Source organism: Blastococcus sp. SYSU DS0753 (genome assembly GCF_054051175.1).
This window is the reverse complement of the sequence record NZ_JBJHAT010000006.1, coordinates 71,989-94,262: the sequence shown is the minus strand read 5'-3', so window position 1 is coordinate 94,262 and position 22,274 is coordinate 71,989. Positions and strand designations below refer to the sequence as shown.

At 74.5% G+C, this 22,274-nt stretch carries 27 protein-coding genes; 8 read left to right on the top strand and 19 right to left on the bottom strand.

Annotated features, from left to right (window positions below):
- The first annotated feature begins 4 nt into the window (after positions 1 to 4).
- Together ACI799_RS07570 and ACI799_RS07565 are read left to right on the top strand one after the other, a co-directional pair.
- Positions 5 to 529 (top strand): SAM-dependent methyltransferase, encoded by a 525-nt coding sequence (locus ACI799_RS07570; protein ID WP_456612770.1) that lies wholly within the window; start codon positions 5 to 7, stop codon positions 527 to 529.
- A 33-nt stretch (positions 530 to 562) separates the two neighbouring features.
- Positions 563 to 1,741 (top strand): acyl-CoA dehydrogenase family protein, encoded by a 1,179-nt coding sequence (locus tag ACI799_RS07565; RefSeq protein ID WP_456612769.1) that lies wholly within the window; start codon positions 563 to 565, stop codon positions 1,739 to 1,741.
- 62 nt (positions 1,742 to 1,803) lie between these two features.
- On the opposite strand, the gene ACI799_RS07560 is transcribed toward ACI799_RS07565, so the two are convergent.
- From ACI799_RS07560 to ACI799_RS07540, 5 genes are read right to left on the bottom strand one after another with little or no spacing between them, the layout of a single operon-like run.
- A complete protein-coding gene (locus ACI799_RS07560) occupies positions 1,804 to 2,049 on the bottom strand; it encodes a hypothetical protein (protein WP_456596775.1) in 246 nt (81 codons plus the stop codon).
- Complete coding sequence (locus ACI799_RS07555) at positions 2,046 to 3,527, bottom strand: glycosyltransferase (RefSeq protein ID WP_456612768.1); 1,482 nt, start codon at positions 3,525 to 3,527, stop codon at positions 2,046 to 2,048. The genes ACI799_RS07560 and ACI799_RS07555 overlap by 4 nt, the downstream gene beginning before the upstream one ends.
- Entirely contained in the window at positions 3,524 to 4,273 is a 750-nt protein-coding gene (locus tag ACI799_RS07550; protein WP_456612767.1) for a histidinol-phosphatase, read from the bottom strand. Before ACI799_RS07550 ends, ACI799_RS07555 begins: the two co-directional genes overlap by 4 nt.
- On the bottom strand, positions 4,270 to 5,259 hold the full coding sequence (locus ACI799_RS07545; protein WP_456587437.1) for an ATP-grasp domain-containing protein: 990 nt from the start codon (positions 5,257 to 5,259) through the stop codon (positions 4,270 to 4,272). Before ACI799_RS07545 ends, ACI799_RS07550 begins: the two co-directional genes overlap by 4 nt.
- Positions 5,252 to 6,334: a response regulator gene (locus ACI799_RS07540; RefSeq protein ID WP_456587438.1), complete on the bottom strand. Its 1,083-nt coding sequence runs from the start codon at positions 6,332 to 6,334 to the stop codon at positions 5,252 to 5,254. The genes ACI799_RS07545 and ACI799_RS07540 overlap by 8 nt, the downstream gene beginning before the upstream one ends.
- A 246-nt stretch (positions 6,335 to 6,580) precedes the next feature.
- Between ACI799_RS07540 and ACI799_RS07535 the strand changes: the two genes are divergently transcribed.
- Positions 6,581 to 7,291, top strand: coding sequence for a response regulator (locus tag ACI799_RS07535; RefSeq protein WP_456612766.1), 711 nt, complete (start codon positions 6,581 to 6,583; stop codon positions 7,289 to 7,291).
- A gap of 84 nt (positions 7,292 to 7,375) precedes the next feature.
- Here the strand turns inward: ACI799_RS07535 and ACI799_RS07530 are convergent, their stop codons facing one another.
- From ACI799_RS07530 to ACI799_RS07480, 11 genes are all read right to left on the bottom strand, one after another.
- Complete coding sequence (locus ACI799_RS07530) at positions 7,376 to 8,035, bottom strand: response regulator (RefSeq protein WP_456598937.1); 660 nt, start codon at positions 8,033 to 8,035, stop codon at positions 7,376 to 7,378.
- On the bottom strand, positions 8,029 to 8,505 hold the full coding sequence (locus tag ACI799_RS07525; RefSeq protein ID WP_456612765.1) for a hypothetical protein: 477 nt from the start codon (positions 8,503 to 8,505) through the stop codon (positions 8,029 to 8,031). The genes ACI799_RS07530 and ACI799_RS07525 overlap by 7 nt, the downstream gene beginning before the upstream one ends.
- Positions 8,502 to 9,131 carry a signal peptidase I gene (locus ACI799_RS07520; protein WP_456587442.1) on the bottom strand — a complete coding sequence of 210 codons (630 nt, stop codon included), beginning with the start codon at positions 9,129 to 9,131 and terminating at the stop codon, positions 8,502 to 8,504. The genes ACI799_RS07525 and ACI799_RS07520 overlap by 4 nt, the downstream gene beginning before the upstream one ends.
- Before the next feature lie 32 nt (positions 9,132 to 9,163).
- Positions 9,164 to 9,781 carry a TasA family protein gene (locus ACI799_RS07515; protein ID WP_456587443.1) on the bottom strand — a complete coding sequence of 206 codons (618 nt, stop codon included), beginning with the start codon at positions 9,779 to 9,781 and terminating at the stop codon, positions 9,164 to 9,166.
- Between the two features lie 217 nt (positions 9,782 to 9,998).
- A complete protein-coding gene (locus ACI799_RS07510; RefSeq protein WP_456612764.1) occupies positions 9,999 to 11,783 on the bottom strand; it encodes a sensor histidine kinase in 1,785 nt (594 codons plus the stop codon).
- The gene (locus ACI799_RS07505) at positions 11,780 to 12,217 is read right to left on the bottom strand and encodes a response regulator transcription factor (protein ID WP_456612763.1); all 438 of its coding nucleotides are present in this window, start codon (positions 12,215 to 12,217) and stop codon (positions 11,780 to 11,782) included. Before ACI799_RS07505 ends, ACI799_RS07510 begins: the two co-directional genes overlap by 4 nt.
- A gap of 208 nt (positions 12,218 to 12,425) precedes the next feature.
- Positions 12,426 to 13,190 (bottom strand): DUF3618 domain-containing protein, encoded by a 765-nt coding sequence (locus ACI799_RS07500; protein WP_456587446.1) that lies wholly within the window; start codon positions 13,188 to 13,190, stop codon positions 12,426 to 12,428.
- Between the two features lie 44 nt (positions 13,191 to 13,234).
- On the bottom strand, positions 13,235 to 13,756 hold the full coding sequence (locus ACI799_RS07495; RefSeq protein ID WP_456612762.1) for a phage holin family protein: 522 nt from the start codon (positions 13,754 to 13,756) through the stop codon (positions 13,235 to 13,237).
- A 1-nt stretch (position 13,757) separates the two neighbouring features.
- Positions 13,758 to 14,603, bottom strand: a complete 846-nt coding sequence (locus ACI799_RS07490) for a hypothetical protein (RefSeq protein ID WP_456612761.1) — start codon at positions 14,601 to 14,603, stop codon at positions 13,758 to 13,760.
- Between the two features lie 305 nt (positions 14,604 to 14,908).
- Entirely contained in the window at positions 14,909 to 15,688 is a 780-nt protein-coding gene (locus ACI799_RS07485) for an enoyl-CoA hydratase/isomerase family protein (protein WP_456612760.1), read from the bottom strand.
- A 3-nt stretch (positions 15,689 to 15,691) separates the two neighbouring features.
- On the bottom strand, positions 15,692 to 15,808 hold the full coding sequence (locus ACI799_RS07480) for a neutral zinc metallopeptidase (protein WP_456587450.1): 117 nt from the start codon (positions 15,806 to 15,808) through the stop codon (positions 15,692 to 15,694).
- A gap of 53 nt (positions 15,809 to 15,861) precedes the next feature.
- Between ACI799_RS07480 and ACI799_RS07475 the strand changes: the two genes are divergently transcribed.
- Positions 15,862 to 16,305, top strand: coding sequence for a nitroreductase family deazaflavin-dependent oxidoreductase (locus ACI799_RS07475; RefSeq protein ID WP_456587451.1), 444 nt, complete (start codon positions 15,862 to 15,864; stop codon positions 16,303 to 16,305).
- 21 nt (positions 16,306 to 16,326) lie between these two features.
- Here ACI799_RS07475 and ACI799_RS07470 read toward each other — a convergent pair whose 3' ends face one another.
- Complete coding sequence (locus ACI799_RS07470; protein WP_456612759.1) at positions 16,327 to 17,388, bottom strand: winged helix DNA-binding domain-containing protein; 1,062 nt, start codon at positions 17,386 to 17,388, stop codon at positions 16,327 to 16,329.
- Between the two features lie 38 nt (positions 17,389 to 17,426).
- Positions 17,427 to 18,191 (bottom strand): TrkA C-terminal domain-containing protein, encoded by a 765-nt coding sequence (locus ACI799_RS07465; protein WP_456587453.1) that lies wholly within the window; start codon positions 18,189 to 18,191, stop codon positions 17,427 to 17,429.
- 57 nt (positions 18,192 to 18,248) lie between these two features.
- Here ACI799_RS07465 and ACI799_RS07460 point away from each other — a divergent pair, with 57 nt between their 5' ends.
- The 4 genes from ACI799_RS07460 to ACI799_RS07445 all read left to right on the top strand — a co-directional run bounded on the left by ACI799_RS07460 (position 18,249) and on the right by ACI799_RS07445 (position 21,043).
- Complete coding sequence (locus ACI799_RS07460; protein ID WP_456612758.1) at positions 18,249 to 18,845, top strand: class I SAM-dependent methyltransferase; 597 nt, start codon at positions 18,249 to 18,251, stop codon at positions 18,843 to 18,845.
- An 11-nt stretch (positions 18,846 to 18,856) separates the two neighbouring features.
- Positions 18,857 to 18,982, top strand: a complete 126-nt coding sequence (locus ACI799_RS07455; RefSeq protein WP_456587455.1) for a hypothetical protein — start codon at positions 18,857 to 18,859, stop codon at positions 18,980 to 18,982.
- A 102-nt stretch (positions 18,983 to 19,084) separates the two neighbouring features.
- Positions 19,085 to 19,384: a three-helix bundle dimerization domain-containing protein gene (locus ACI799_RS07450; protein ID WP_456587456.1), complete on the top strand. Its 300-nt coding sequence runs from the start codon at positions 19,085 to 19,087 to the stop codon at positions 19,382 to 19,384.
- A 39-nt stretch (positions 19,385 to 19,423) separates the two neighbouring features.
- Positions 19,424 to 21,043 (top strand): ABC-F family ATP-binding cassette domain-containing protein, encoded by a 1,620-nt coding sequence (locus ACI799_RS07445; protein WP_456612757.1) that lies wholly within the window; start codon positions 19,424 to 19,426, stop codon positions 21,041 to 21,043.
- Here the strand turns inward: ACI799_RS07445 and ACI799_RS07440 are convergent, their stop codons facing one another.
- Positions 21,044 to 22,258, bottom strand: coding sequence for an alanine racemase (locus ACI799_RS07440; RefSeq protein ID WP_456612756.1), 1,215 nt, complete (start codon positions 22,256 to 22,258; stop codon positions 21,044 to 21,046).
- Between the last annotated feature and the right edge of the window lie 16 nt (positions 22,259 to 22,274).

Sequence of the window (22,274 nt, the reverse complement as noted above, 5' to 3'; positions counted from 1 at the left end):
TCCCGTGGCGGCGTCCGAGCGGCTGTCCTGGGCGGCCGGGCTGGTGGACCCCGCACCCGGGGAGCGGGTGCTCGAAGTGGGGTGCGGGCACGGCGTGCTGGCCGACCTGCTCGCCCGGCGGCCGGGGGTCGGCCACGTGACCGCCGTCGACCGCTCGGCGACCATGGTGGCCGCGGCGACCCGGCGGAACCGCGTCGCGGTCGAGGACGGGCGGGTGACCCTGCAGACCGCGCCGCTGGTCGGGGCCGAGCTGCCGGAGCGCTGGTTCGACGCCGTCGTGTCGTTCGACGTCCGCGCCTTCTGGACCCCGCCGGCACCGGAGTGGGACGTCGTCCGGCGGGTGCTGGCACCCGGCGGGCGGGTCGTCGTCGCCTTCTCGGTGATGGCCCCCGGCGCCGACGACCGGATACGGACGGCGGTGCTCCGGTCCGCCGGGGAGCGCGGCCTGATCGAGCACGCCGTCCACCGGGCCGCCACGGCGCCGGTCCCGTCGGCGGCCGTCGAGTTGCGGTCGGGGCAGGACGGGTAGGAGGCGGGACGCCACCGACGAGAGGACATCCGCATGACCGACGACCTGGTACCCGGTGACCTGTACGCCTACGAGTCGCTGCTGTCGGCGGAGGAGCGGGAAGAGCTCGCCGGCATCCGCACCTTCCTGCAGGAGGAGGTCCGGCCGCTGGTGAACGACTCCTGGGAGGCGGCCACCTTCCCGATGGAGCTGATCCCGCGCTTCGCCGAGGCGGGGCTGGTCGGCCGCAGCTACGACACCGAGGGGTCACCGCGCGCCTCGCGGCTGTTCACCGGCTTCATCGCCCTGGAGACCGCCCGCGTCGACCCGTCGATGGCCACCTTCCTCGGGGTGCACAACGGCCTGGCGATGGGGTCGATCGTCAACCTCGGCTCGGAGGAGCAGAAGCAGCGCTGGCTGCCCGGCATGCTGGCCCTGGAGACGATCGGCTGCTTCGCGCTCACCGAACCGCACGGCGGCTCCGACGTCGCCCTGGGGCTGGAGACCACGGCGCGCCGCGACGGGGACCACTGGGTGCTCGACGGGGCCAAGCGGTGGATCGGCAACGGGACCTTCGCCGATCTCGTGGTCGTCTTCGCCCGGGACGTCGCCGACGACTCCGTGAAGACCTTCGTCGTGGAGAAGGGCACGCCCGGCTTCAGCGCGACCAAGATGGAGGGCAAGTACGCGCTGCGCACGGTGCAGAACGCCGACCTGACCTTCGAGGGGTGTCGGATCCCGGCCGAGAACAAGCTCGAGGGCGGCAACACCTTCAAGGACGTCAACCGGGTGCTGAAGCTGACCCGCGGCGGGGTCGCCTGGAGCGCCGTCGGCTGCCAGATGGGTGCCTTCGAGGCCGCGCTGGCCTACGCCAAGGAGCGGGAGCAGTTCGGCCGCCCGATCGCCGGGTTCCAGCTCATCCAGGACCTGCTGGCCCGCATGGCCGGAAACGTCACCGCGAGCCTCGGCATGGCCGTCCGGGTGGCGCAGCTGCAGGAGGAGGGCGTGTTCCGCGACGACCACGCCGCGCTGGCCAAGAGCTACGTGACCAGCCGGGCGCGGGAGACGGTCGGCTGGGCCCGGGAGCTGCTCGGGGGCAACGGCATCCTGCTCGAGCGCGACGTCGTCCGGTTCTTCAACGACGCGGAGGCCCTCTACTCCTACGAGGGGACCCGGGAGATCAACCAGCTCATCGTCGGGCGGGCGCTGACCGGGATCAGCGCCTTCGTCTGAGCCCGGCCGAGGTGCTGCGGCCCGGCCGCCCCGGGGTCAGGGGGACGGCCGGGTCGCAGATCTCAGGCGCCGAGGACGGCGGTGCGCACCAGGTACAGCAGGACCACGACGGAGACCGCGACGGCGAGCCCCACCCACAGCCGGCGTTCGCGCACCCGGTCGGCCTCGGTCTCGTCGGCCAGGGCCACCGGATCGGCCCACACCGGGGTGCGGCCGCCGCAGCGGGCGAGCACCTCCTCGGTGAGCACCACCGGGGGGCTCACCCGGAACGGCTGCCCGGCTCCGACCAGCTGGTGGAGGTTGCTCATACCGTGACCCTCCCGGTCTTCTCGGTCTTGTCCCAGGTCATGGCCGCCCCGCGGAACTCCTTGACGTAGGCGTCCACGGTGATCGCGCACATCAGCGGCCCGAAGCCGACCAGGTAGAGCGCCAGCGGCACGAGCGGCCGGCCCCAGCGGGTGCCCTCGAGCTTCCGGACCCCGTAGGCCAGCGGGATGCAGAGCACCAGCCAGCTGTAGACGAACAGCGTCCAGAACGTCTCCACGCCGTCGGACATGGGGACCACCCCGGGGAACGCGGCCGACAGCAGGATGACGAAGGAGATGGCGCCCGGGAACAGCAGTGCCTCCCGCCAGACCTTGAGGCCGGTGCGCGGATCGACCGACATGGTCAGCGTGATCATGAAGACGAAGGTCGCGATCGGCACGAACACCGCCGCCCCGAACACCTCCGAGGCCAGCTCGCTGTCGAGCAGGTAGAGCCCGATCAGGCCGATCGAGGTCAGCAGCATCGCGACCGGCAGCAGCAGGATGGCGAACCAGAAGACGCCGAAGAAGAAGCCGCCCAGCCCCGGGTGCACCGACCTGCGGAACCAAAGGTGCCGGTACATCGAGGTGATCTGCACGTTGCCGCGGGCCCAGCGCAGCCGCTGCTTCCACAGCGCGTCCACGCCGGCCGGCTCCTCGGCCAGCACGCGGGCGTGCGGCTCGAAGACGACCCGGCGCCCGGCGAGCTGGGTGCGGAAGGTCGTGACCGTGTCCTCGGCCAGCGAGGAGGTGTCGATCTGCCCGCCGATCGCCACGAGGTTCTCCCGCGAGTGCAGCTGCGCGCCACCGGCGAGGCAGGCCATCGCACCGGCGACGTTCTGCGCCCGGCGGGAGGCGGCCTGCGCGGCCAGGTAGTCGAACCCGATGAACCGGGTGATCCCCTCCGGGTCGCCGCTGCCCTCGCGGATGTAGGCGGTCACCGCGCCGACCGTGGGATCGGCCAGGTGGCGGGTCATCTTGCGCAGCGACGCCGGCTCGTAGATGACGTCGGCGTCCATGATCAGGAGCGCCTCCATCCAGTCGTCGGCGAGGACCTCGCGCAGCCCGTGGTTGAGGGTGTGCGCCTTGCCCTCGCCGCCCTTCTCGCGGCGCAGGTGCACGACCCGGCCGGGGAAGCGCTCGGCACAGGCGGCCAGCACGGCGGGGGTGTCGTCGGTGCTGGCGTCGTCCACGACGTAGACGCGCAGCCGGTCCGGCGGGTAGTCCAGCCCCATCAGCCGCTCGATCGAGCTGGTGAGGACGGCGGCCTCGTTCCACGCCGGGACGAGGACCGCGACGTTGGGCAGGTACGGGCCCGTCTCGCGGTAGTGGTTGCGGACCGCGTGGAACGGGATCACGAGGAACTGCGCCAGCCCGGCGACGACCGGGATCGCGCCGGTGGCCACCAGGGCCAGCAGGAACCAGGTCAGCACGGTCTCGCCGATGCCGGCCACGTCGGTGTCGACGGCGAGGACGGTCACCGGGCACCCACCAGCCGGGTCGCCGACGCCGCGTCGGCCACCCAGGAGTAGCGGCCCACGGTGGCGGCCTCGTGGCTGTCGGTGGAGCCGACGAGGGTCACGCCGGCGGCCGCGAGGGCCAGCACGACGCGGGGCCCGGGGCAGCGCCACTTCTCGTTGACCTCGACCGTCGTGCCGGTCCGGAGGGCGGCGTCGGCGATCGCGGCGACGTGCTCGTCGAGCAGCTCGCTCTCGTGCATGCCGACCTTGGGCAGCAGCGAGAACAGGTGGGCCAGCTGGCCCCGCCCGGCGCGCTCCATCGCCCGCACCGTTGCGTCGACGAGGATCGACAGCGCGTCCTGGGTGGACAGCCCGCCCGCGATCTCCTCCAGGGTGCGGCGCGGGCTCCACGGGCCGTCCGGCCCGGGGAACTGGTGGTCGGCGATGAGGATGCGGTCCACCCCGCCCGGCCCGACCACGAGGCCCTCGGGCACGTCGAGGCGGCCGGAGGCGTCCAGGATCTTCGCCTCGACGCCGGTGAGCACCTCCAGCCCCTCGATCCGGGGGAGGGCGGCCACCTCGGCGAGGAAGCCCGGCACCCAGGTCGTCGTCGTCCGGACGTGGTCGACCATGCGGATGCTGGCCAGCCCCGTGTCGCGGGCGGCGACGAGGTTCTCCATCGGCGCGCTCACGGCGTCGTCGGACCAGGTGGAGTGCACGTGGTGGTCGGTGAGCAGCAGGTCGAGCTCACCCAGGGCGGCGGTCATCGGGCGGCCTCCTCGGCGACGACGTCGGACGGGGCGAGGAAGACGTCCTCGAGGTAGCGCACCACCGCGAGCTCCCGGAAGGGCACCTCGGCCGGTAGCGGGCGGCCCAGCGCCAGGTCCAGGGCGAGGGAGGGCATGTCGACGCCGGCCGCGACGGTCAGCGGCATCGCGCCGGGGAAGCGCGGGTTGACCTCCAGCAGGGCCGGGCGGCCCTCGGCGTCGCGGCGCAGCTGCACGTTGGCCACCCCGACCAGCCCGATGGCGCGGGCCACCCGGCGGGCGGTCTCCACCAGCTCCGGGTCGGCCACCGTGGCGCCGGCGACCGAGACCCCGGAGTCGACCCGTAGCCGGGACCGCGGCACGGCGGCGACCACGTGCCCGTCGGCGTCGGCGAGCGTGTCGACGGAGTACTCGTCGCCGGGCAGGTGGGCCTGCACGAGGGTGTCCTCGTCGCTGCCGAGGGCGGTCAGCGCGGCGGCGTCCTCGACCAGGTGCACGCCGCGGGAGCCGGCCCCCCGCCGCGGCTTGACGATCACCGGGTAGTCCCAGCTGCCCGGGTCGGTCTCGCCGAGCAGCGCGGTGCGGGGGGTCGGCAGGACCTCGGTGCAGCGCTGCGCGAGGGCGTACTTGTCCAGGCAGACCTCGAGGGTCTCGAGGCTCGGTGCGGCCAGCGTGGTGCCGACGGCGTCCAGGCGCTTGCGCTCGGCGGCCAGCCGCGGCAGCTCGACGTCGACGGTGGAGAACAGCACGTCCACGCGCTCCCGCTCGCACAGGGCGACGAGGGAGTCGACGAACTCCTCGCTGAGGCCGGGGCGGACCAGGTGCCGCGCACCGGCGTCCACCAGGTACAGGCCGCTGGCGTAGCGATCCATGTCCGCAGCCAGCAGTTCGACGTCGTCGCGGCGGGCCAGTGAGCGGAGCACGGCGATGCCGGCCGGTCCGCCGGCGCCGGTCACCAGGACGCGGGTGGGGGAAGAGTCAGACACCGAAGCGCTCCGGGGTGGTCGAGGTGGCGGGGGAGGACTGCTGGAAGGCCGAGTCGCTGGTGGCGCCCACGACGCCCCCGGCGTCCCGGACGATCTCCAGCGGTTCGCAGTACTGGCCGCCGCTGCCGTAGCGCGACCAGTAGCGGGCGGTCGCCAGGACGAAGTCGTCCTGCAGGTAGCTGCGGATGCCGGCCTGCGAGCGGAAGCTGGCGAGCAGGTCGAGCTTCGTGCGGGTGAACCCGTCGATGGAGACGAAGCGGGACGGCCGGAAGTCGATGGTGGCCGAGGGGCTCTGGAAGCAGGCGACGGTCGGCACGGTGCGGGTCGCGACGCTCGCGGCCTGGTGCACGGCCCGGTGGTCCTGGTGCCGGTCGTTGGCCGAGTGGGTGTAGACGATGGTCGGACGGACCTCCTGCACGACCCGCTCGATGATCGACATGGTCGGGTCCATCGGGCTGATCCGGGTGTCCTCGAGGTCTTCGAGGAACAGCCGGGCGCCGATCAGCTCGGCCGCGGCCAGCGACTCGTCCTGCCGGTCGCCCGCCTCGCCGCCGCGTGCGCCGCGGGAGAGGGTCAGGATCACCACCTGGTCACCGGCGGAGCGGTGCGCGGCGAGCGTGCCGCCGACCCCGATCTCCACGTCGTCGGGGTGAGCGCCGACGGCCAGGACGGTCTGGCGCTGCGGAGCGGCGGCCCGCTTGGCCTGCGCGGCCTCCGCCAGCCGGCGGATCGTGGCGGCCAGGGTGTCCTTGGGCACCGGCTTGACGAGGAACTCGTCGGCCTGGCGGCGCAGCGCGTCCACGGCGTAGTCGACCGACGCGTGCGCGGTCATCACGGTGACCGGCAGGTCGGCGCGCAGCTGACGCAGGCGGTCGAGGAACTCCAGCCCGGTCATGCCCGGCATCTCGATGTCGGTGATAGCGGCGTCGAACTCGACGCGCGACGCCAGCGCCAGGGCCTCGAGCGGGTCGGCGCACGTGGTCACGGTCATGCCGCCCCGCTGCAGCACGGTACGCACGAAGAGTGCGGTGTCGGGGTCGTCGTCGACGACCAGGACGTGCAGAGCACCGTCCACGGTTCCGGCTCCCGTCGGTGGATTCCCCCGGCTGCCCGGGAGGGGGACGGGTGTCCCCGCGGGAGTTGACGGCCGTTTCCGCTGGTCGCATGAGCCGGGCGCCCCGTGTCTCACCCCTCCGGGTGGGCCCGCCCGACCGGGCGACCGGTGCACCGCTCAAGCCGCGCCGCCGCCGTGCCGATCACCCGGTCAGGTGACCGGAGGACCACCCTCCGCACCCTCAGCGAGCAGTGAGGAGGAGGCGTCGTGGCGGATCAGTCCGTGCTCGTGGTCGAGGACACCCAGGAGATCCGCGAGCTGGTGACCACGGTGCTCGAGCGGGCCGGGTTCGCCGTGCGCGCCGTGGGCACCGGTGCCGAGGCGATCGCGGAGGTGCGGCGGGAGCCGCCGGACCTCATCGTCCTCGATCTCGGGCTCCCGGACGCCGACGGCACCGAGGTGTGCCGGCAGATCCGTGCCGAGACGCCCTGCTACGTCCTCATGCTGACCGCCCGCGCCGAGGAGGTCGACCTGCTCATCGGGCTGGCCGTCGGCGCCGACGGGTACATGGCCAAGCCGTTCTCCCCGCGTGAGCTCGTGGCGCGTGTGCAGGCGATGCTCCGCTTCCCGCGGACCGCGCCGCAGCCGGCCGCCGAGCCGGCCGCCGCGGGGGAGTCGGTGCGCCGGCTCGCCGAGCTGGAGGTCGACGAGGACAGCCGGGAGGTCCGGGTCGACGGCGACGTGGTCGACCTGACCCGCACCGAGTTCGACCTGCTCGCCGCGCTGGCGTCGCGCCCGGGCCGGGTGCTGCAGCGGGAGACGCTGCTGCGCGAGGTCTGGCACACCGACTGGGAGGGCAACCTGCGCCTGGTCGAGGCGCACATGTCGAACCTGCGCCGCAAGCTCGTGGCCGCCGGCCTGAACTCGCCGGAGATCAAGACCGTCCGCGGCGTCGGCTACCGCCTCGTCGCCGCATAGCCGTCGTCTCGAGGCATAGGAAGCTATCCACCCGTATCGGGGGCGCGCACCACCGGTGAGCTTCCTATGCCTGGCCGGGCCGGACTAGACGCCGGCGAGCTCCTGGAGCCGGGCGACCCGGGAGTGGGCGAGCACGCCACGGCGGGCATCGGCGGCGATCTCCCGGCAGAGGGAGGCGACCTCCGGGTGGCCCAGCTGGCCGCTCGTGCCGGCCAGGGTGTGCGCGGCGAACGCGACCGCGGTGGCGTCACCGGCGCGGGTGTGCAGGTCGATGGCCGACAGCCGGGTGGGCAGCGCATCGGCGTACATGCCCTGGAGCCGGGTCATCAGCTCGGCGTCCACCAGCTCGGCATCGCTGGGACCGCCCGTGTCCCCGGCCTGCGCCGCGACCGTGGTCCGGCCGCGGAGGAAGTCCAGGAGCGACCGCGCCGTCACCGGCTGGGCGAGGGTGACCAGTGCGCCGGCGGTGGCCGCCTCCGCGCGGTCCTCGGCGGTCGGGTCCGCGGTGACGACCACGAAGCGGGCGCGGGACCCGTTGCGCCGGATCCGGCGGAGCATCGCGGCCCCCGAGCCGCCCGGCATCGCCAGGTCGGTCACGACCAGGTCGACGTCGGTGACCAGGGCGTGCCGGACGGCGTCCTCGGGGCCGGCGGCGTGCTGCACGTGCCAGCCACCGAGGCAGAGCAGGTCCGCGACCTGGTCGCGGACGGCGGCGTCGGCGTGGACGACGAGGGCGGTCAGCACGTCAGCACCGCCGAGCGGGGCGTCTCCGCGGTCCAGCCGTAGCTGGTGAGGGTGATGACCGAGATACGGGGCTGGTAGTCCAGGTAGGCGCGGTCCACCCGGGCGCTCACGGTCCGGTTCGCCGCGCTCGTCTCGGCCATGACGAGCGACTGGCCGTTGTTCAGGTGGGCCATGACGCGGTAGCCGACGACCCCGCTGGGCGTCGTGCTCGCCGGCCAGCTGATCGTGGCCTCGTACCAGTAGCTGTAGGTGGGGACCCACATCCCGTACCAGGTCCAGGAGCCTCCGCTGACGGTGCGGGTGCACCGGTCGTCGATGGTGACGGTGGCCGGCGCGGTCACGGTGGTGGTCGAGACCGTCGTCGAGACGGTGGCGCTGTCGGCATAGGTGGCCGAGGCGGGGACCGCGGCTCCCACGGCGAGGGCGAGGGCGAGGCCGGTGACGGCCAGGGGGCGGCGGACGGCGTTCATGCCCGGTCCTCCTCGATCGCGGGGGTGGGGCGCCAGATGGCCAGGAGCAGCCAGCCGGCGAGCAGCGCGGGAGCCCCGTAGAGCAGCACCTGGCTGATCACCGGAGTGCGCAGCAGTTGGACCACGTGACCGAACTCCGGGATCACGGCGCGCACCTGGTAGACGGTGTCGCCGGTGAGACCGGCCGTCCACGGGTCGATCGCCTCGTTGGCGTCGCCCTTGGTCTGCACGATGACGCCGCCGTCGGCGGCCCGGTCGACCGAGACGACGCGGTGGGTGACGAGGCTGTGGTCGCCCACCGGCATGTGGTACGTGATCACCATGCCCTCGGTGAGGTCCGTGACGTCGATCGGGGTGGCGATGGTGATGTCGCCCGGCTCGATCTCCGGCGCCATGCTCGCGGTCAGCATGGTCATCGTGCGGTAGCCGAGCACGTGCGGTCCGACGGCCAGGACGGCGAAGGCCAGGACGGCGACCCCCATGACTCCGCGGACCAGCCACGGGGCCGTGCGGCCCACGATGCGGCGGGCCCGGGCGGCCGGGTGGCCGGCCGTGGAGCGCTCGTCCTCGCTCGGGGGCAGCTGGGGAGCTGCCCCCGCGGCGCGGACGGGGAGGACGGTGGTCATGGCGTGATCTCCGGGAGGTCGTCGGACGGGGCTCAGCGGGCGGTGCCGGTGCGCTGCGTGCCGGTGAAGGTCAGCGTCAGGGCGGCGGTCTTGCCCTGGAACGTGTTGTCGGCGGCGGTCGGCAGGCCGATGGAGAAGGCGAGGAAGTCCGAGCCGCCGACGTTCAGCGAGTTCACCGCGCCGAGGTCGATGGGGGCGAGCACGGCACCCGAGCCGAGGATCTTCTCGCCGCTGGCGCAGGTGTAGGTCGGCGCCGCGGGGGTGCCCCCCTCGGTCCAGGCCACGGCGCAGGACCGCAGGGACAGCTGCAGCCCCCGGGTGGCGTCGCTGGTGAGGACGCTCGACGCGGCGGCGGTGGCGCTCAGGTTGACCGCGGCCAGGCCGGTGTCCCCGTCGTTGACCAGCGTCACCGGGCGGGTGAGCGTGTCGCCGGGGACGAAGCCGGCGGTGGTCACCGGGATGGTGACGGGCTTGGCGAGATCGATGGAGACGCTGCCCGAGCTGATGGTCGTGTCGACCGAGGTGGAGTCGGTGAAGCTGCCGAACGTCCCCAGGCCGGCCACGGCGGCGGCCGCGCCGATCACGCCGAGCGAGCCGACGACCTTGCGGGCGGTGGAGCCGGTGGCGGTGGTGGCGGTCTTGGTGCTCATGTCCCTGCTTCTCCTGTGTCCGTGTGACCGCCGGCGTTCCGGCGACAACCAGGACTCTGGACGGCGAACCGCAGGCCACCCGCCAGCGATCCGCAAGGAAGCCGCAAGAAGCGACGGGCACTCCTGCCTGCCCCTCGGCGGCCGCGGACGGGGCCGGCCGTACGCACCGCGCCCCCCGTCCCGGGCAGGAACGGGGGGCGCGGTGGGGCAGGCTCCGTCAGCCCGCGGGAGTCGCCGGCAGGGTCATGGTGAAGGTGGTGCCGACGCCCTCGGTGCTCACCAGGTCCAGCGTGCCGCCGTGCGCGGTGGTGATGGCCTTGGTGATCGTGAGCCCCAGCCCCACCCCGGGAACGGCGTTGCGCTGGGCGGTCGAGGAGCGGAAGAACCGGGTGAACAGCTGGCCCTGCTCACCGGCGGGGATCCCCATGCCGGTGTCGCTGACCGACAGCTGCGCGACCGGCTCCGCGCCGGGCGCCGGATGTGCACGGACCTCGCCGTCGGCAGAGCGCCACATCGACCGGAGGACGAGCCGCACCTCACCGCCGGCTGGCGTGAACTTCACGGCGTTGGAGACCAGGTTGTCGCACGCCTGCCCGAGCCGGACGGCGTCACCGGAGACCACCATCCCCTCCCCGGGGACGTCGACGACGATCCGCACGCCGGCGTTGCCGGCGGCGACCCGGGCCGTCTCCTCGGCGGCCCGGACAACGCCGGCCAGGTCGACGTCGGCGGGCTGCAGGGTGAACCGGCCGCTCTCCACCTGCGCGGTGAAGAGCAGGTCCCCGACCAGTCGCAGCAGCCGCTGGGCGTTGCGCTCCACGGTGGACAGGTACTGCCGCTGCTCGTCGGTGAGGGGTGAGTCCTCGTCGTCCATGACGAGCTCGAGGTAGCCGAGGATCGAGCTCAGCGGCGTGCGGAGCTCGTGGCTGATCAGGCTGACGAACTGGTCCTTCATCCGCTCGGTGGCGCGCGCCTCGGTCATGTCGGTGCCGACGAAGTTCCAGCCGGCGTGCACCCCGCGGTCGTCCGAGCGCGGGGTGATGGCGACCGACACGGTGCGGTGGCTGCCGTCGGCGGCGACGTAGGTCCAGTCGCGGACGTCGCTGCCGTGCTCCCGGGCGACGCGCACCAGGGCCTCGAGCCCGGTGCCGCAGCCGCCGTCCGCCGCTGCGGCGTCGAGCTCCTCCGGCAGGTGGAAGTCGAGGATCGACCGGGTGCGGACCACGTCGGGGCGCGGCACGCCGAGCATCTTCTCGGCGCCGGGATTCCACACGCGGATGGTGCCGTCGCGGTCCGTGCCGATGATCGACTGCTCGGTGACCGCGTCGATCACGCTGGTCATCGTCTGGGCACGGGCGGCGAGGATGCGCGAGGCGGTGTCGAGTTCGTCCGCGCGGCTGCGCACCTGCGTCAGCAGCACCGCCTGCTCCTGCTGCAGCCGTGCGATGTGCCGCGCCTGGGCGGCCGCGCGGCGGGTGCTCTCGTTGACCGCGAGGCTGCCGACGGCGACCGCCAGCGGGCCGACCAACAGCGCGCCGGGCAGGTCGTCGGCGCCGCCGAGCGGGCCCACGAGCGAGGGCCCGGCCAGCACGGCCGTGGTCCCGGCCACCGCGAGCAGCACTCCCCGGCGGTCGGCGTGCGTGGCGAGCGCCCAGAGCGGGCCGAGCAGGAGGACGAGGGTCGTGGCCGACGCGGTGCCGGCGTACAGGAGGCCCGCGGCGCCCAGCTGCGCGACCGGTACGGCGAACGAGCCGGGCAGGGAACGCGACCGGGAGAACCAGGCGGCGCCCGTGGCGGCGACGGCGACGGCGAGGCCGGCGTGCACGAGGGCCTGGTGGACGACCGGGACGTCACCGGTCAGCAGCAGCAGGGCGACCGCGGTGAGCAGGACGGTGCACGGCAGCGGCCCGCGGACGGCGGCCTGCCAGGCGGATGCCTGGGTGAGCCGGCGGGTCCACGGCGGGGGGTTGTCCCGTGGCCGGTCGAGGACGGCGAGGGTCATGCCACCGGCTCCCGCGTGGTCAGCGCCCGCACCTGGTGCACGAGACCGGCCACGCTGAACGGCTTCGCCAGGTACGCGTCCGCCCCGGCGGCCAGGCCACGGGCCACCTCGTCCGGGGAGGCGCCGGCGGACAGCAGCAGGATCCGGGTGCCGGCGGTGGCGGGGTCGGCGCGCAGCGCCGCGCAGATCTCCAGACCGGTCACGCCCGGCATGGAGATGTCCAGGACGGCCAGGTCGGGCAGCTCGGCCCGTGCTGCGGCGAGGGCGACCGCGCCGTCGGGCGCCGAGACGACCACCTGGCAGCCGGCCTTGCGCACGGCCAGGCACACCAGGCCGCGGATGTCGTCCTCGTCGTCGGCCACGAGCACCCGGACGGTGCCGCCCGGGGCCGGCCCGGCGGGGCCGCCGCCGGGGGAGTGCAGGGCCGGGTCCACGGGAGCTCCCGTCGGTCGTGGTCCCGCCCCGCGGGTGCGGTGGGACCGGTAGCGTCGTCCTGAGGAGGAACGGCGCCCCGACGGAAGGCCTGCAGCGCGGGCACCGGCGGCTCACCCCTTGGGGTGGCGGTCCGGACAGCACTGCGCCCCGCCGGGAGGACCCGGCGGGGCGCAGGCGAACGGAGCGGGTCGGTGGGCCCGCGAGGTGTCAGGAGCCGGACTGGCTCTGCACCGACTGCTTGGACTGCTGGGCCTGGCCCTGCACCGACTGCTTGGACTGCTCGGCCTGGCCCTGCACCGACTGCTTGGACTGCTGGGCCTGCCCCTGCACGTCCTGAGCTGCCGACTGGCCCTCCTGCTTGACGGTCCCGGCCGCGTCCTGGGCGGTGGACTTGACCTCCTCCATCGCGTGCTGGGCGGCCGGCTTGAGCTGCTCGCCCATCTCCTGCGCGGCATCCTTCGCCGGCTGGAGCAGCGCGTCCTTGTTCTCGCGCAGCGTGGACTCGGCCTGCTGGGCCAGCTGCTGCTCCTTCTGCGAGGCAGGGAGCAGGCTGGAGATCAGCCAGCCGGTACCGAAGGCGATGAGCCCGGCGGCGAGCGGGTTGCCCTGTGCCTGGCGCGAAATCGTGTCCGGTGCCTGCTGGACGGCGCCGACCGCGGACGAGGCCGCGTTCTGCACGCTGTCGGCCGCGTTCGAGGCCGCGCCCTGGACCGAGCCCGCCGCGTTGTGCGCCGCGCCCTGCACGGAGCCCGCCGCGTCGGAGGCCCGGTGCTGGGCCGCCGAGGTGGTGTCCTGGGCGGAACCCATGACCTTCTCCTTGAGGGTGGTCATGCGGCCCTTGGCCGCGGTCACCCGCCGGTCCATGACGCGGGACGGGTTGACCTTCTCGTTGAGGGCGTCGACGTCGTAGCTGAGCTCGCGCCGGGTGTCCTCGATCTGCCGCCGGATGACGTCCGGGTCACTGCTGGTCATTGGTATCGGCTCCTGCCGTTCAAGAGACCTCAGCGGTCTGGTGGTCAGTTGGGCTTGAGGGCATCGGGCACCTGCTGCAGGGTGTCCACGGTCCGTTCGGGCTTCGGGTGGACCTGCTCGAACTTCTTGCGGCCCATCACGTACGCGACGGCCCCGACGGCGCCCCAGAGGACGGCCACGATGAGGGCGGCCAGCCCGGCGTCCATCACGTTCTCCAACGCCCACCACAGGGCGAAGGACAGGAACATCAGCACCATGTAGCCGGCGAAGCCGGCGGCGCCGAACATGCCGGCACCCTGCCCGGCCTTCTTGGCCTCGCTCTTCAGCTCGACCTTGGCCAGCTCGAGCTCCTGGCGCATCAGGGTGGAGAGGTCCTTGGTGACCTCCCCGATGAGCGCGCCGACCGAGACGCCTTCGACGTCGGGGTGACCGGAGTCGGTGGTGGGGGTGCCCATGGCGCCGCTGTGCTGCTGGCCCTGGGAGTAGTCCGCCGCGTAGTTCTGCGGCGTCGGCTCCGCATAGCCCTGCGACCCGGCCGGGGTGGCCCCGGAGTAGGGGGTGCTCATGTCAGCGCACCTCACCGGGCCGGCGGGACGGGTCGTCCCAGCCAGCGGGCGTCGCCGGGGGCACCATGCTGCCGGCGGGCGGCACCGTGCCGTACGGCGGCGGCGGGAGCGGGGCGCCGGTCCCCGCGCCGGTGGTGGCGCTGGAGTAGTCCGAGTACGTCGGCGCAGGGTCGACGTAGTTCGTCGGCGTGCTGCGGTGACCGTTGCCCGACCCGGAGTCGCTGTGCGCGGCCTTGGCCCCGCTGGTCAGCCGACCGGCGACGATCCCGGCGGCCGCGGCGCCGAGCAGGAACAGGCCCGGCTTGCGGCGGGCGAAGCTGCGCACCTCGTCGAGGAGCTGCGCCGGCTCGCGGTTCTGCAGCTTGTCGGCGAAACCCTCGACGACGCCGGAGGCCTGGTGCAGCAGGTCGCGCGCCGGGCCGGGGGCGCCGTCGCTCGTGCCGTCGGCGAGGCCCCGCAGCTCCTGCGCGAGGGACGACAGGCCGGTCGCGGCCTTCTGCTGCTGGCTGATGGCCTGTTCCTTGAGCTGGGTGCGCCCCTGCTCGATGAGGTCCATGGCCTGGCGCTGGGTCTCGTTCGCCACGTTCATGGCCTGGTCGGCGGCGGTCGAGGCGACCTGGCTGCCGGCCTGGGCCGCGGTCTGCCCGACGTTGCGGGCCTCGTCCTTGGCGACGTCCTTGGTCTGCTGGGCCTCGTGCTTGGCGACGTTCTTGGCGTTCTGCGCCTCGTGCTTGGCTGCGTCCTTGGTCGACGAGCTCTCGGTCGTGGTGCCCGTCGTGGTGCCCGTCGTCGCGCCGCTCGTCGGCGGAACCGGTGGCGGGAACGGGGCATCGATGGAGTGAGTCATCGGTCCTCCTCGGCATGCTTGCTGGTCGGTGGGAGCGCTACCCCGACGCCGTTGCGGCACACATCCGGGCGCTGCACGGGCCCGGGGTGCCGCGACGACGTCGGCTCGGCGCCCTGGTGGGGCGGGAAGAGCTGACCGAAGTCCACCCGGCGCATCCGTGCGTCTCGGGGCGGGATCGGGGGTGGCAGGGGGTGGCCAGCGTCGTCGCTGCGCCATCCGCCTGCCGCTCGTGAAGAGCGCCGTTCCGCGCAACGGGTGGGGTACCCCTGGTGAGGGGTGGGTGAAACCGCCGGACGCCCCCGGCGTCAGCCGGACCAGGGGAAGCGCGGGGCGCGGCGCTCCGCGAAGGCCCGTACGCCCTCGGCCAGCTCCCCGGCGGCGATCGTCTCCCGGTACCGCGCCGCGGCGAGCGCCTCGCCGTCCCCGCCCTCGGCCAGCGCGGCCACGGTCTCCTTGGTGGCGCGCTGGGTGAGCGCGGAGCGGGACGCCAGCACCCCGGCGAACCGGTGCGCCTCGGCAGCCAGGTCCTCGGCGTCGACGAGCCGGTCGACCAGCCCGGTGCGCAGGGCGGTGGGGGCGTCGATCAGCTCGCCGCTGTACAGCAGGTACTTCGTCGTCGCCGGCCCCACCAGATCCACCAGGGCCTTGGTGGAGGAGGGCGTGTAGACGATGCCGACCTTGGCGGGGGTGACCCCGAAGACCGCCGTCGGGTCGGCGAAGCGGAGATCGCAGCAGGTGGCGAGCTCCACCCCGCCCCCGATGCAGTGCCCGCGCACGACCGCGACGGTGGGTTTGGGGAAGGTGCGCAGCGCCGCCTGCGCGGCGAGGTTGTGCCGCCGGACGTCGGCCATCGGGTCCGCGGGGTCGTCGCCGCCGAGCAGATCGGAGATGTCGGCGCCCGCGCAGAAGCTGGGGCCCGCGCCGGTGACCAGCAGCACCCGGACCCCGGGGTCGTCGGCGAGCGGGGCCAGCACGGCGGGCAGCGCCGCCCACATCCCCACGGTCATCGCGTTGCGCTTCTGCGGCCGGTCGATGGTGAGGACGGCGACGGAGCCGTCCCGGGTCACGCGGAGGTGGTCGGTCATTCCTCAGCCCAGGTCGTCGGTGGCGAAGGTGTCGCAGCGGCTGGGGTCACCGGTCTCGTACCCGGTGCGGAACCAGCGCTGCCGCTGGCCGACGACACGGTGCCATCGGGGCCCGGGCACCCGCGACCCGGGTCGGCGGGCAGCCGCGCCGCGGCGCCCCTAGATTCGGGAGCATGCCGCTGGAGGGTGAGTACGAACCGAGTCCGCAGCAGTGGGTGCGCGAGCAGGTCGAGCGCTACGAGGCGACCGGGGGGCGGGAGGCGAACACGCTCCTGGACACCGGGCTGCCGGTGGTCATCTTCAGCACCCGCGGCGCGAAGAGCGGCAAGGTGCGCAAGCAGCCGCTGATGCGCGTGGAGCACGACGGGGTGTACGCGATGGTGGGCTCGCAGGGCGGGGCGCCGACCGATCCCGCGTGGGTCGCCAACCTGCGGGCGCACCCCGACCAGGTCACCGTGCAGGACGGCCCCGAGCCGTGGGACGGCGTCGCCCGGGAGATCTCCGGTGCGGAGCGGGACGAGTGGTGGGAGCGGGCCGTGGCGGCCTACCCGCCCTATGCCGAGTACCAGCAGAAGACCGACCGGCAGATCCCCGTGTTCCTCGTCGAGCGCCGCTGAGGAGCAGCGGGGCGGCGCCCGTCAGGGCCAGGCGTCCGCGAGCCGGGTGATGGCTGCCTGGACGTCGGCGTCCCAGGCGGTGAACGGCTCGGCCTCGACGGTGCGCGCGGTGCCCCGGCCGGTGAGCCGCCAGGTGCCGGCGATCCGGCCGTCGACGACCACGGTCGGGCGGAAGACGCCGTTGCGCCCGGGCACGATGCGCTGGGCGTCGGCCGGGTCCAGGACGGCGCCGCGGTCGGCGTAGCCGAGCACGAACTCGTCGAAGCCGGGCAGCAGCAGCGGTGCCCGGGCGGCCTCCCGGTGCGCCGCGCAGCGGTCGAGGGTGTCCGGGTCGAGGAAGTGCTCGGTCCCGTCCACCTCGATGCGCGCCAGCCGGTCGCGGACCGCGTCGAGCCCGGTGCGGACGTCACGCACCGTCGTCCCCGCCCAGCGGACCAGGTCGTGCACCGTGGCCGGGCCGTGGCCGAGGAAGTACCGCAGCACCAGCTCCGCGAGCGCCTCGTCGCGGGCGGGCCGACGCGGTGCGCGCACCCACTCGTCCAGCAGCACGAACGCCTGCTCGCCGTCCTCGGTCGGCCCCAGGCAGAGAGTGCCGGTCTGGGCGAGGAACCACAGCAGGTGGTAGCCGCGCTGGCCGGTGGTGGGCACGCCGCCCTCGTCCAGCACCCCCAGCAGGGCGCGGCGGGAGAGCCGCAGGCCACCCGAGAGGGCCGCCCGAGCGAGGTCCCGGGCGCGCTCGGCATCGGCATCGGTCAGGCCCAGGGCCGCCCGCCGGCCGGCCAGCCCGGCCAGCGCCCGGGGGCCCAGCAGCTCGAGCAGCCATGGCAGGTCCTCCCCGGGCACCAGGTGCAGCGTGCCGCGCATCGGCCAGGACCGGACGACGGCCCCGCTGTCGAGCGCCCGCAGCACGTCATCCCGGCTCCGGCTGCGGGTGCGCAGGGCCACCGACGTCACCGCGCCCGGGAAGTCCTGCCCCTGCACCGCCACCAGCCGGCGGACGGCCGCGGCGGCGTCCTCCGCCGGCGGCCCGGCGAGCCGCTGCGCGACCAGCCGCAGCAGGGCCACGTCGTGCGGGGTCGTCATGGGCACACCCTCGCAGAGGGGTACGACGGCTCCCGGGCTCAGCGCCGGCGCTCGACGACCTCGACCGGAGGCGTCGCGGCGTGCCAGGCGCGGGACCGCTCGCTGGCCTGGTCGCCCTCGTCGCCGTGCAGCCGGTCGGTGATGTCGTCGAGGATCGCCTGCCGCCCGTAGAGCACCACGACGTCGCCCGTGCGCAGCCGGAGGTCCTCCCTGGGCGCGCCCATCCACGTGCCGTCGTCCCGCTCGACGCCGAGCACGGCGACCCCTTCCTCGGGCAGGCGGAGCCGGCCCAGCGGCCGGGAGGAGATCCAGTCGTCGTCCTTGACCGGCAGCGAGACGACCCGCCACTGGCCCCGCAGGTGCAGCAGCGCGGCGTAGTCGCGGAGGTCGAGGTCGGCGACCCGCCGCAGCACCCGCTCGATCACCCGCCGCAGCACGCGGTCGACGCGCTCGTTGCGCGAGAGCCACAGCAGCGCGGTCATCGAGCCGACGATGGCGACCGTCCGGCGCACCCCGCCCACGGTGGAGTCCACGCCCGCGTACGTGAGGATCAGCGTGCCCAGCACCGACACGGCGCCGGCGCCGCTGACCAGCATCAGCACCATCACGATCCGCCGGCGCACCGGGTGGGAGACCACGGCCTCGGCCTCCGACGTCGTGAAGCCCGTCCCGGTGAAGGCGGAGCGGGCCTGGAAGCGGGCGTGCTGCAACGACATGCCGGTCATGGTCAGCGCGACCGTGGCGACCCGGGTGACGAGCAGGCCCAGCGTGACGATGACGACCAGGGAGACGACGGCGGCCACGCACCACCACTACCCCGTCCGGGCGCGGGCAGCGACTCCGGCTGCGAGACTGCCGGCGTGCGGGCGGAGGACTGGGACCGGCGCTACGCCGAGCACGCCCAGTGGCCGGCCGAGCCGAACTCGCTCGTGGCGGAGCTGCTCGGTGACCTACCACCCGGTCCCGCGGTCGACCTCGCCGCCGGGGAGGGGCGGCACGCCCTCTGGTTGGCCGCCCGGGGGTGGGCGGTGACCGCGGTCGACTTCTCCGCCGTCGGCCTCGCCCGCGGCCGGGGAAGCCCCGGCGCCGAGCGGGTCCGCTGGGTCACCGCCGACGTGCTGACCTGGTCGGCGCCGCCGGGATCGCTGGACCTGGTGCTGGTCGCCTACCTCCACCTGCCCGAGGAGGAGATGACCGCGCTGCTCACCCGGGCCGTCGGCTGGCTGCGGCCCGGTGGCCGGCTGCTGCTCCTCGGGCACGACGTGGAGAACCTCACCGCGGGTGTCGGCGGGCCGCAGGAGCCGGCGATCCTGCACAGCATCGACCGCCTCGCGCCGGTCGCGCGCCTCCTCGACGTCGACCGGCTGGAGCAGGTCCGCCGGGCCACCCCGCACGGCACCGCCCTCGACACCCTGCTGTGGGGACGGCGACCGGTTCGGTCTCCCGACGGCCGGTAGCGTCGGCCGGTGTGATGGGGATGGGTGGCGCCGGCGGGCGTGACGCGGAGCGGCGCCGGCGACTGGTCGCCGCGCTGGTGGTCCTGGCGATGCTGCTCGCCGCCGGTGCGACGGTGCTCTCGATCGTGGTGGGCTGACCGCGGGTCCTTGGACCCTGGTGCCGGCCACCGCGGAACGGAACCGTATGGAACCGCCGCGTCCGCTCCGGCCCGGCACCGCCCCGGAACGAAGGACCGCCGATGACCCAGGTCGTCCCGCCGAGCTCCTCCGGCCCCGCCGCCGACGAACCCACCGGTGCGGGAGGGCTGCCCACCGGCGGTGAAGCGTTCCCCCGGGACGCCGGCGCCCTCCCGGGCGACGAGGCCGTCAGCGCGGCGGTCAGCCGGCTCAGCGGGGAGTTCTCCGGCCGGGTCGGGCGACGGGTGGTCGTGCGGATCGTCCGGGACTGCCGCCGCGAGCTCGGCGGGTCACCGGTGGGCGCGCTGCCCGAGCTGGTCGAGCGGCTGGCGCGCTACCGCCTGGACCGGCACATCGGCTGACCCCGGGAACCCGGTTGCCCGGCGGGGCAGGATGACGGCGTGGGCTACGTCGACGTGACCGGGATCCGGCACACCCTCTCCGACGGGCGGGTGCTGCTGGACGACGTCTCCTTCCGCGTCGGCGAGGGTGCGCGCGCGGCGCTCGTGGGGGAGAACGGTGCGGGGAAGACGACGCTGCTGCGGATCATCGCCGGGGACCTGACGCCGGAGGCGGGCTCGGTCGCCCGCACCGGCGGACTCGGGGTGATGCGCCAGTTCATCGGGGCGGTGCGGGACGGCACGACCGTCCAGCGGTTCCTCGTGGATCTGTCGCCCCCCGCGGTGCGGGCCGCCTGGGACGCGGTGGAGGCCGCCGAGCTGACGCTCATGGAGACCGACGACGAGCGGTCGCAGATGGCCTACGCCGACGCGCTGGCGCAGTGGGGCGATGCCGGCGGCTACGACGCCGAGGTCACCTGGGACACGGTGACCGTCGCGGCGCTGGGTGTGCCCTACGAACGCTGCAAGTACCGCGAACTGGCCTCCCTGTCGGGCGGGGAGCAGAAGCGGCTGGCGCTGGAGGCGCTGCTGCGCGGGCCCGACCAGGTGCTGCTGCTCGACGAGCCGGACAACTACCTCGACGTCCCGGGCAAGCGGTGGCTGGAGCAACGCCTGCTCGAGACCCGCAAGACCGTGCTCTTCGTCAGCCACGACCGGGAGCTGCTGGCCCGCGTCGCCGACCGGGTGGTGACCGTCGAGGGCGGGACGGCCTGGGTGCACGGTGGTGGCTTCGCCTCCTACCCGGAGGCGCGCACCGCCCGCCACGAGCGGCTGGCCGAGGTGCGGCGGCGGTGGGACGAGGAGCACCAGCGCCTGATCGACCTGGTGCGCACGCTCCAGCAGCAGGCCGCCAACTCACCCGACATGGCCAACCGGTACCACGCGATGCAGACCCGGCTGGCGAAGTTCGAGGCGGCCGGGCCGCCGCCGGACCGCCCGCCGGAGCAGAAGGTGGCCATGCGCCTGCGCGGTGGCCGGACCGGGGTGCGCGCGGTCGTCGCCGAGCAGCTGGAGCTGACCGGCCTGATGCAGCCGTTCGACCTCGAGGTCTGGTACGGCGACCGGGTCGGCGTCCTCGGTGCCAACGGTGCGGGCAAGTCGCACTTCCTGCGGCTGCTCGCCGGCCAGGAGGTCGCGCACACCGGGGAGTGGCGGCTCGGGGCGCGCGTCGTCCCCGGCTTCTTCGCCCAGACCCACGCGCACCCGGAGTGGCAGGACCGGACCCCGGTCGACCTGCTCTGGCACGGCGAGCCGGGCCGGCCGGGCGTCGACCGCGGTCGGGCGATGGCCGTGCTGCGGCGCTACGGGCTCACCGACGCCGCCGACCGGCCCTTCCGCACCATGTCGGGCGGTCAGCAGGCGCGCTTCCAGGTCCTCGTGCTGGAGCTGTCCGGTGCGACCCTGCTGCTGCTCGACGAGCCGACGGACAACCTCGACGTGCTCTCCGCGGAGGCGCTGGAGGAGGCGCTCGCGGCCTTCGACGGCACGGTGCTCGCCGTCACCCACGACCGCTGGTTCGCCCGCTCCTTCGACCGCTTCCTGGTCTTCGGCGCCGACGGCCGGGTCTACGAGTCCGCCGAGCCGGTCTTCGACGAGACGCGGGTCGCCCGCGCCCGCTGATCAGCCGAAGGCCTTGCCCTCGCCGCGGTAGGTGGGCAGCGCGTCGACGACGGTGTCGCCCGCGACCGCGTGCAGGGCGCCGACGTGCTCGCAGACCTCTCCGGCCTTGGCGTGGCGGAACCACACCCGGTCACCGATGCGCAGACCCGCGGTGCCCGGTCCGCGCAGCGGCGTCTGCACCTCGCCGGCCCCCTCGCCGGGCAACCGGCGCAGCCCGGCCGGGAAGGTCGGCACCGGCAGCCGGTCGGCCCCCGGCGGCCCCGAGGCGATCCAGCCGCCACCGGCCACGGTCACCACACCGGGCGCCGGGACGCGCGTCACGGGGACGGCGAAGAAGGCGGCCGGGTGCCCCGTGAATGCGCGGTAGCCGTCGAACAGGGTGGGGGAGTAGAGGCCCGAGCCCGCAGCCACCTCGGTCACGGCCGGTTCGGCGGCGGTCCGCTCCAGGCTCCCGGTGCCGCCGCCGTTGACGAACCGCAGGGGCGCGACCGGGGAGACGGCGGCCACGACCGCGGCGCGCCGGGCGGCGAGCTCCCGGGCGGAGAGCGCCTGCAGCCCGCGTACCGCGAGCCCACGCAGGGGCCGGCCGGCGGGCGCGTCCTGCAGGCCGGCGATCTGCGCCTCGTACGCCATGAGGCCCACCAGCTCGACGCCGCGCCGGGCGAGCACCGCCCGCGCCAGGGCGACGGCGTCCTGGGGGGTGTGCACCGGTGACCGCCGGACGCCCACGTGCACCCGGCCACCGGCGGCGCGCAGCGAGGCGTCGACGTCGAGGCAGACCCGCAGCACCGGCCCTCCTGGCGGGGCCACCGCGTCGATGAGCTCCAGGTGCTCGACGGAGTCGACCATCAGCGTCACCCGGCCGGCCGCCTGCTCGTCCCCGGCGAGCTGCCGGAGCGCGACGGAGTCGACCGACGGGTAGCCGACGACGACGTCGGTGCTGATCGGCTCCTCGCCACCGGCCAGCCAGAGCGCCTCGCGCAGCGTGTAGGCGAGAACGCCGGAGAAACCCGGCCGGGCCAGCACCCGGCGCAGCACGCCGCGGCAGCGCACGGACTTGCTGGCCACACGGATCGGCTTGCCGGCGGCGCGGGCGACCAGGTCCGCCGCGTTCGCGTCCAGCGCGGCGAGGTCCAGCACGGCGAACGGCGGGTCGAGCCCCGCGGTGGCGCGGTCGAGGGCCGCGTGCCGGGCGGCGGGTGGGTCCGCGGTCATGACGCCGCAGCGTGCC

What these genes read in the sequence shown, in the direction of transcription:
- ACI799_RS07520 (WP_456587442.1), bottom strand. Translation starts at nt 9,131, where the DNA reads ATGACCACCGTCCTCCCCGTCCGCGCCGCGGGGGCAGCTCCCCAGCTG.
- ACI799_RS07470 (WP_456612759.1), bottom strand. Translation starts at nt 17,388, where the DNA reads ATGACGACCCCGCACGACGTGGCCCTGCTGCGGCTGGTCGCGCAGCGG.
- ACI799_RS07490 (WP_456612761.1), bottom strand. Translation starts at nt 14,603, where the DNA reads ATGACTCACTCCATCGATGCCCCGTTCCCGCCACCGGTTCCGCCGACG.
- ACI799_RS07550 (WP_456612767.1), bottom strand. Translation starts at nt 4,273, where the DNA reads ATGACCGCCGCCCTGGGTGAGCTCGACCTGCTGCTCACCGACCACCAC.
- ACI799_RS07510 (WP_456612764.1), bottom strand. Translation starts at nt 11,783, where the DNA reads ATGACCCTCGCCGTCCTCGACCGGCCACGGGACAACCCCCCGCCGTGG.
- ACI799_RS07485 (WP_456612760.1), bottom strand. Translation starts at nt 15,688, where the DNA reads ATGACCGACCACCTCCGCGTGACCCGGGACGGCTCCGTCGCCGTCCTC.
- ACI799_RS07495 (WP_456612762.1), bottom strand. Translation starts at nt 13,756, where the DNA reads ATGAGCACCCCCTACTCCGGGGCCACCCCGGCCGGGTCGCAGGGCTAT.
- ACI799_RS07525 (WP_456612765.1), bottom strand. Translation starts at nt 8,505, where the DNA reads ATGAACGCCGTCCGCCGCCCCCTGGCCGTCACCGGCCTCGCCCTCGCC.
- ACI799_RS07440 (WP_456612756.1), bottom strand. Translation starts at nt 22,258, where the DNA reads ATGACCGCGGACCCACCCGCCGCCCGGCACGCGGCCCTCGACCGCGCC.
- ACI799_RS07450 (WP_456587456.1), top strand. Translation starts at nt 19,085, where the DNA reads ATGACCCAGGTCGTCCCGCCGAGCTCCTCCGGCCCCGCCGCCGACGAA.
- ACI799_RS07515 (WP_456587443.1), bottom strand. Translation starts at nt 9,781, where the DNA reads ATGAGCACCAAGACCGCCACCACCGCCACCGGCTCCACCGCCCGCAAG.
- ACI799_RS07475 (WP_456587451.1), top strand. Translation starts at nt 15,862, where the DNA reads ATGCCGCTGGAGGGTGAGTACGAACCGAGTCCGCAGCAGTGGGTGCGC.
- ACI799_RS07565 (WP_456612769.1), top strand. Translation starts at nt 563, where the DNA reads ATGACCGACGACCTGGTACCCGGTGACCTGTACGCCTACGAGTCGCTG.
- ACI799_RS07560 (WP_456596775.1), bottom strand. Translation starts at nt 2,049, where the DNA reads ATGAGCAACCTCCACCAGCTGGTCGGAGCCGGGCAGCCGTTCCGGGTG.
- ACI799_RS07500 (WP_456587446.1), bottom strand. Translation starts at nt 13,190, where the DNA reads ATGACCAGCAGTGACCCGGACGTCATCCGGCGGCAGATCGAGGACACC.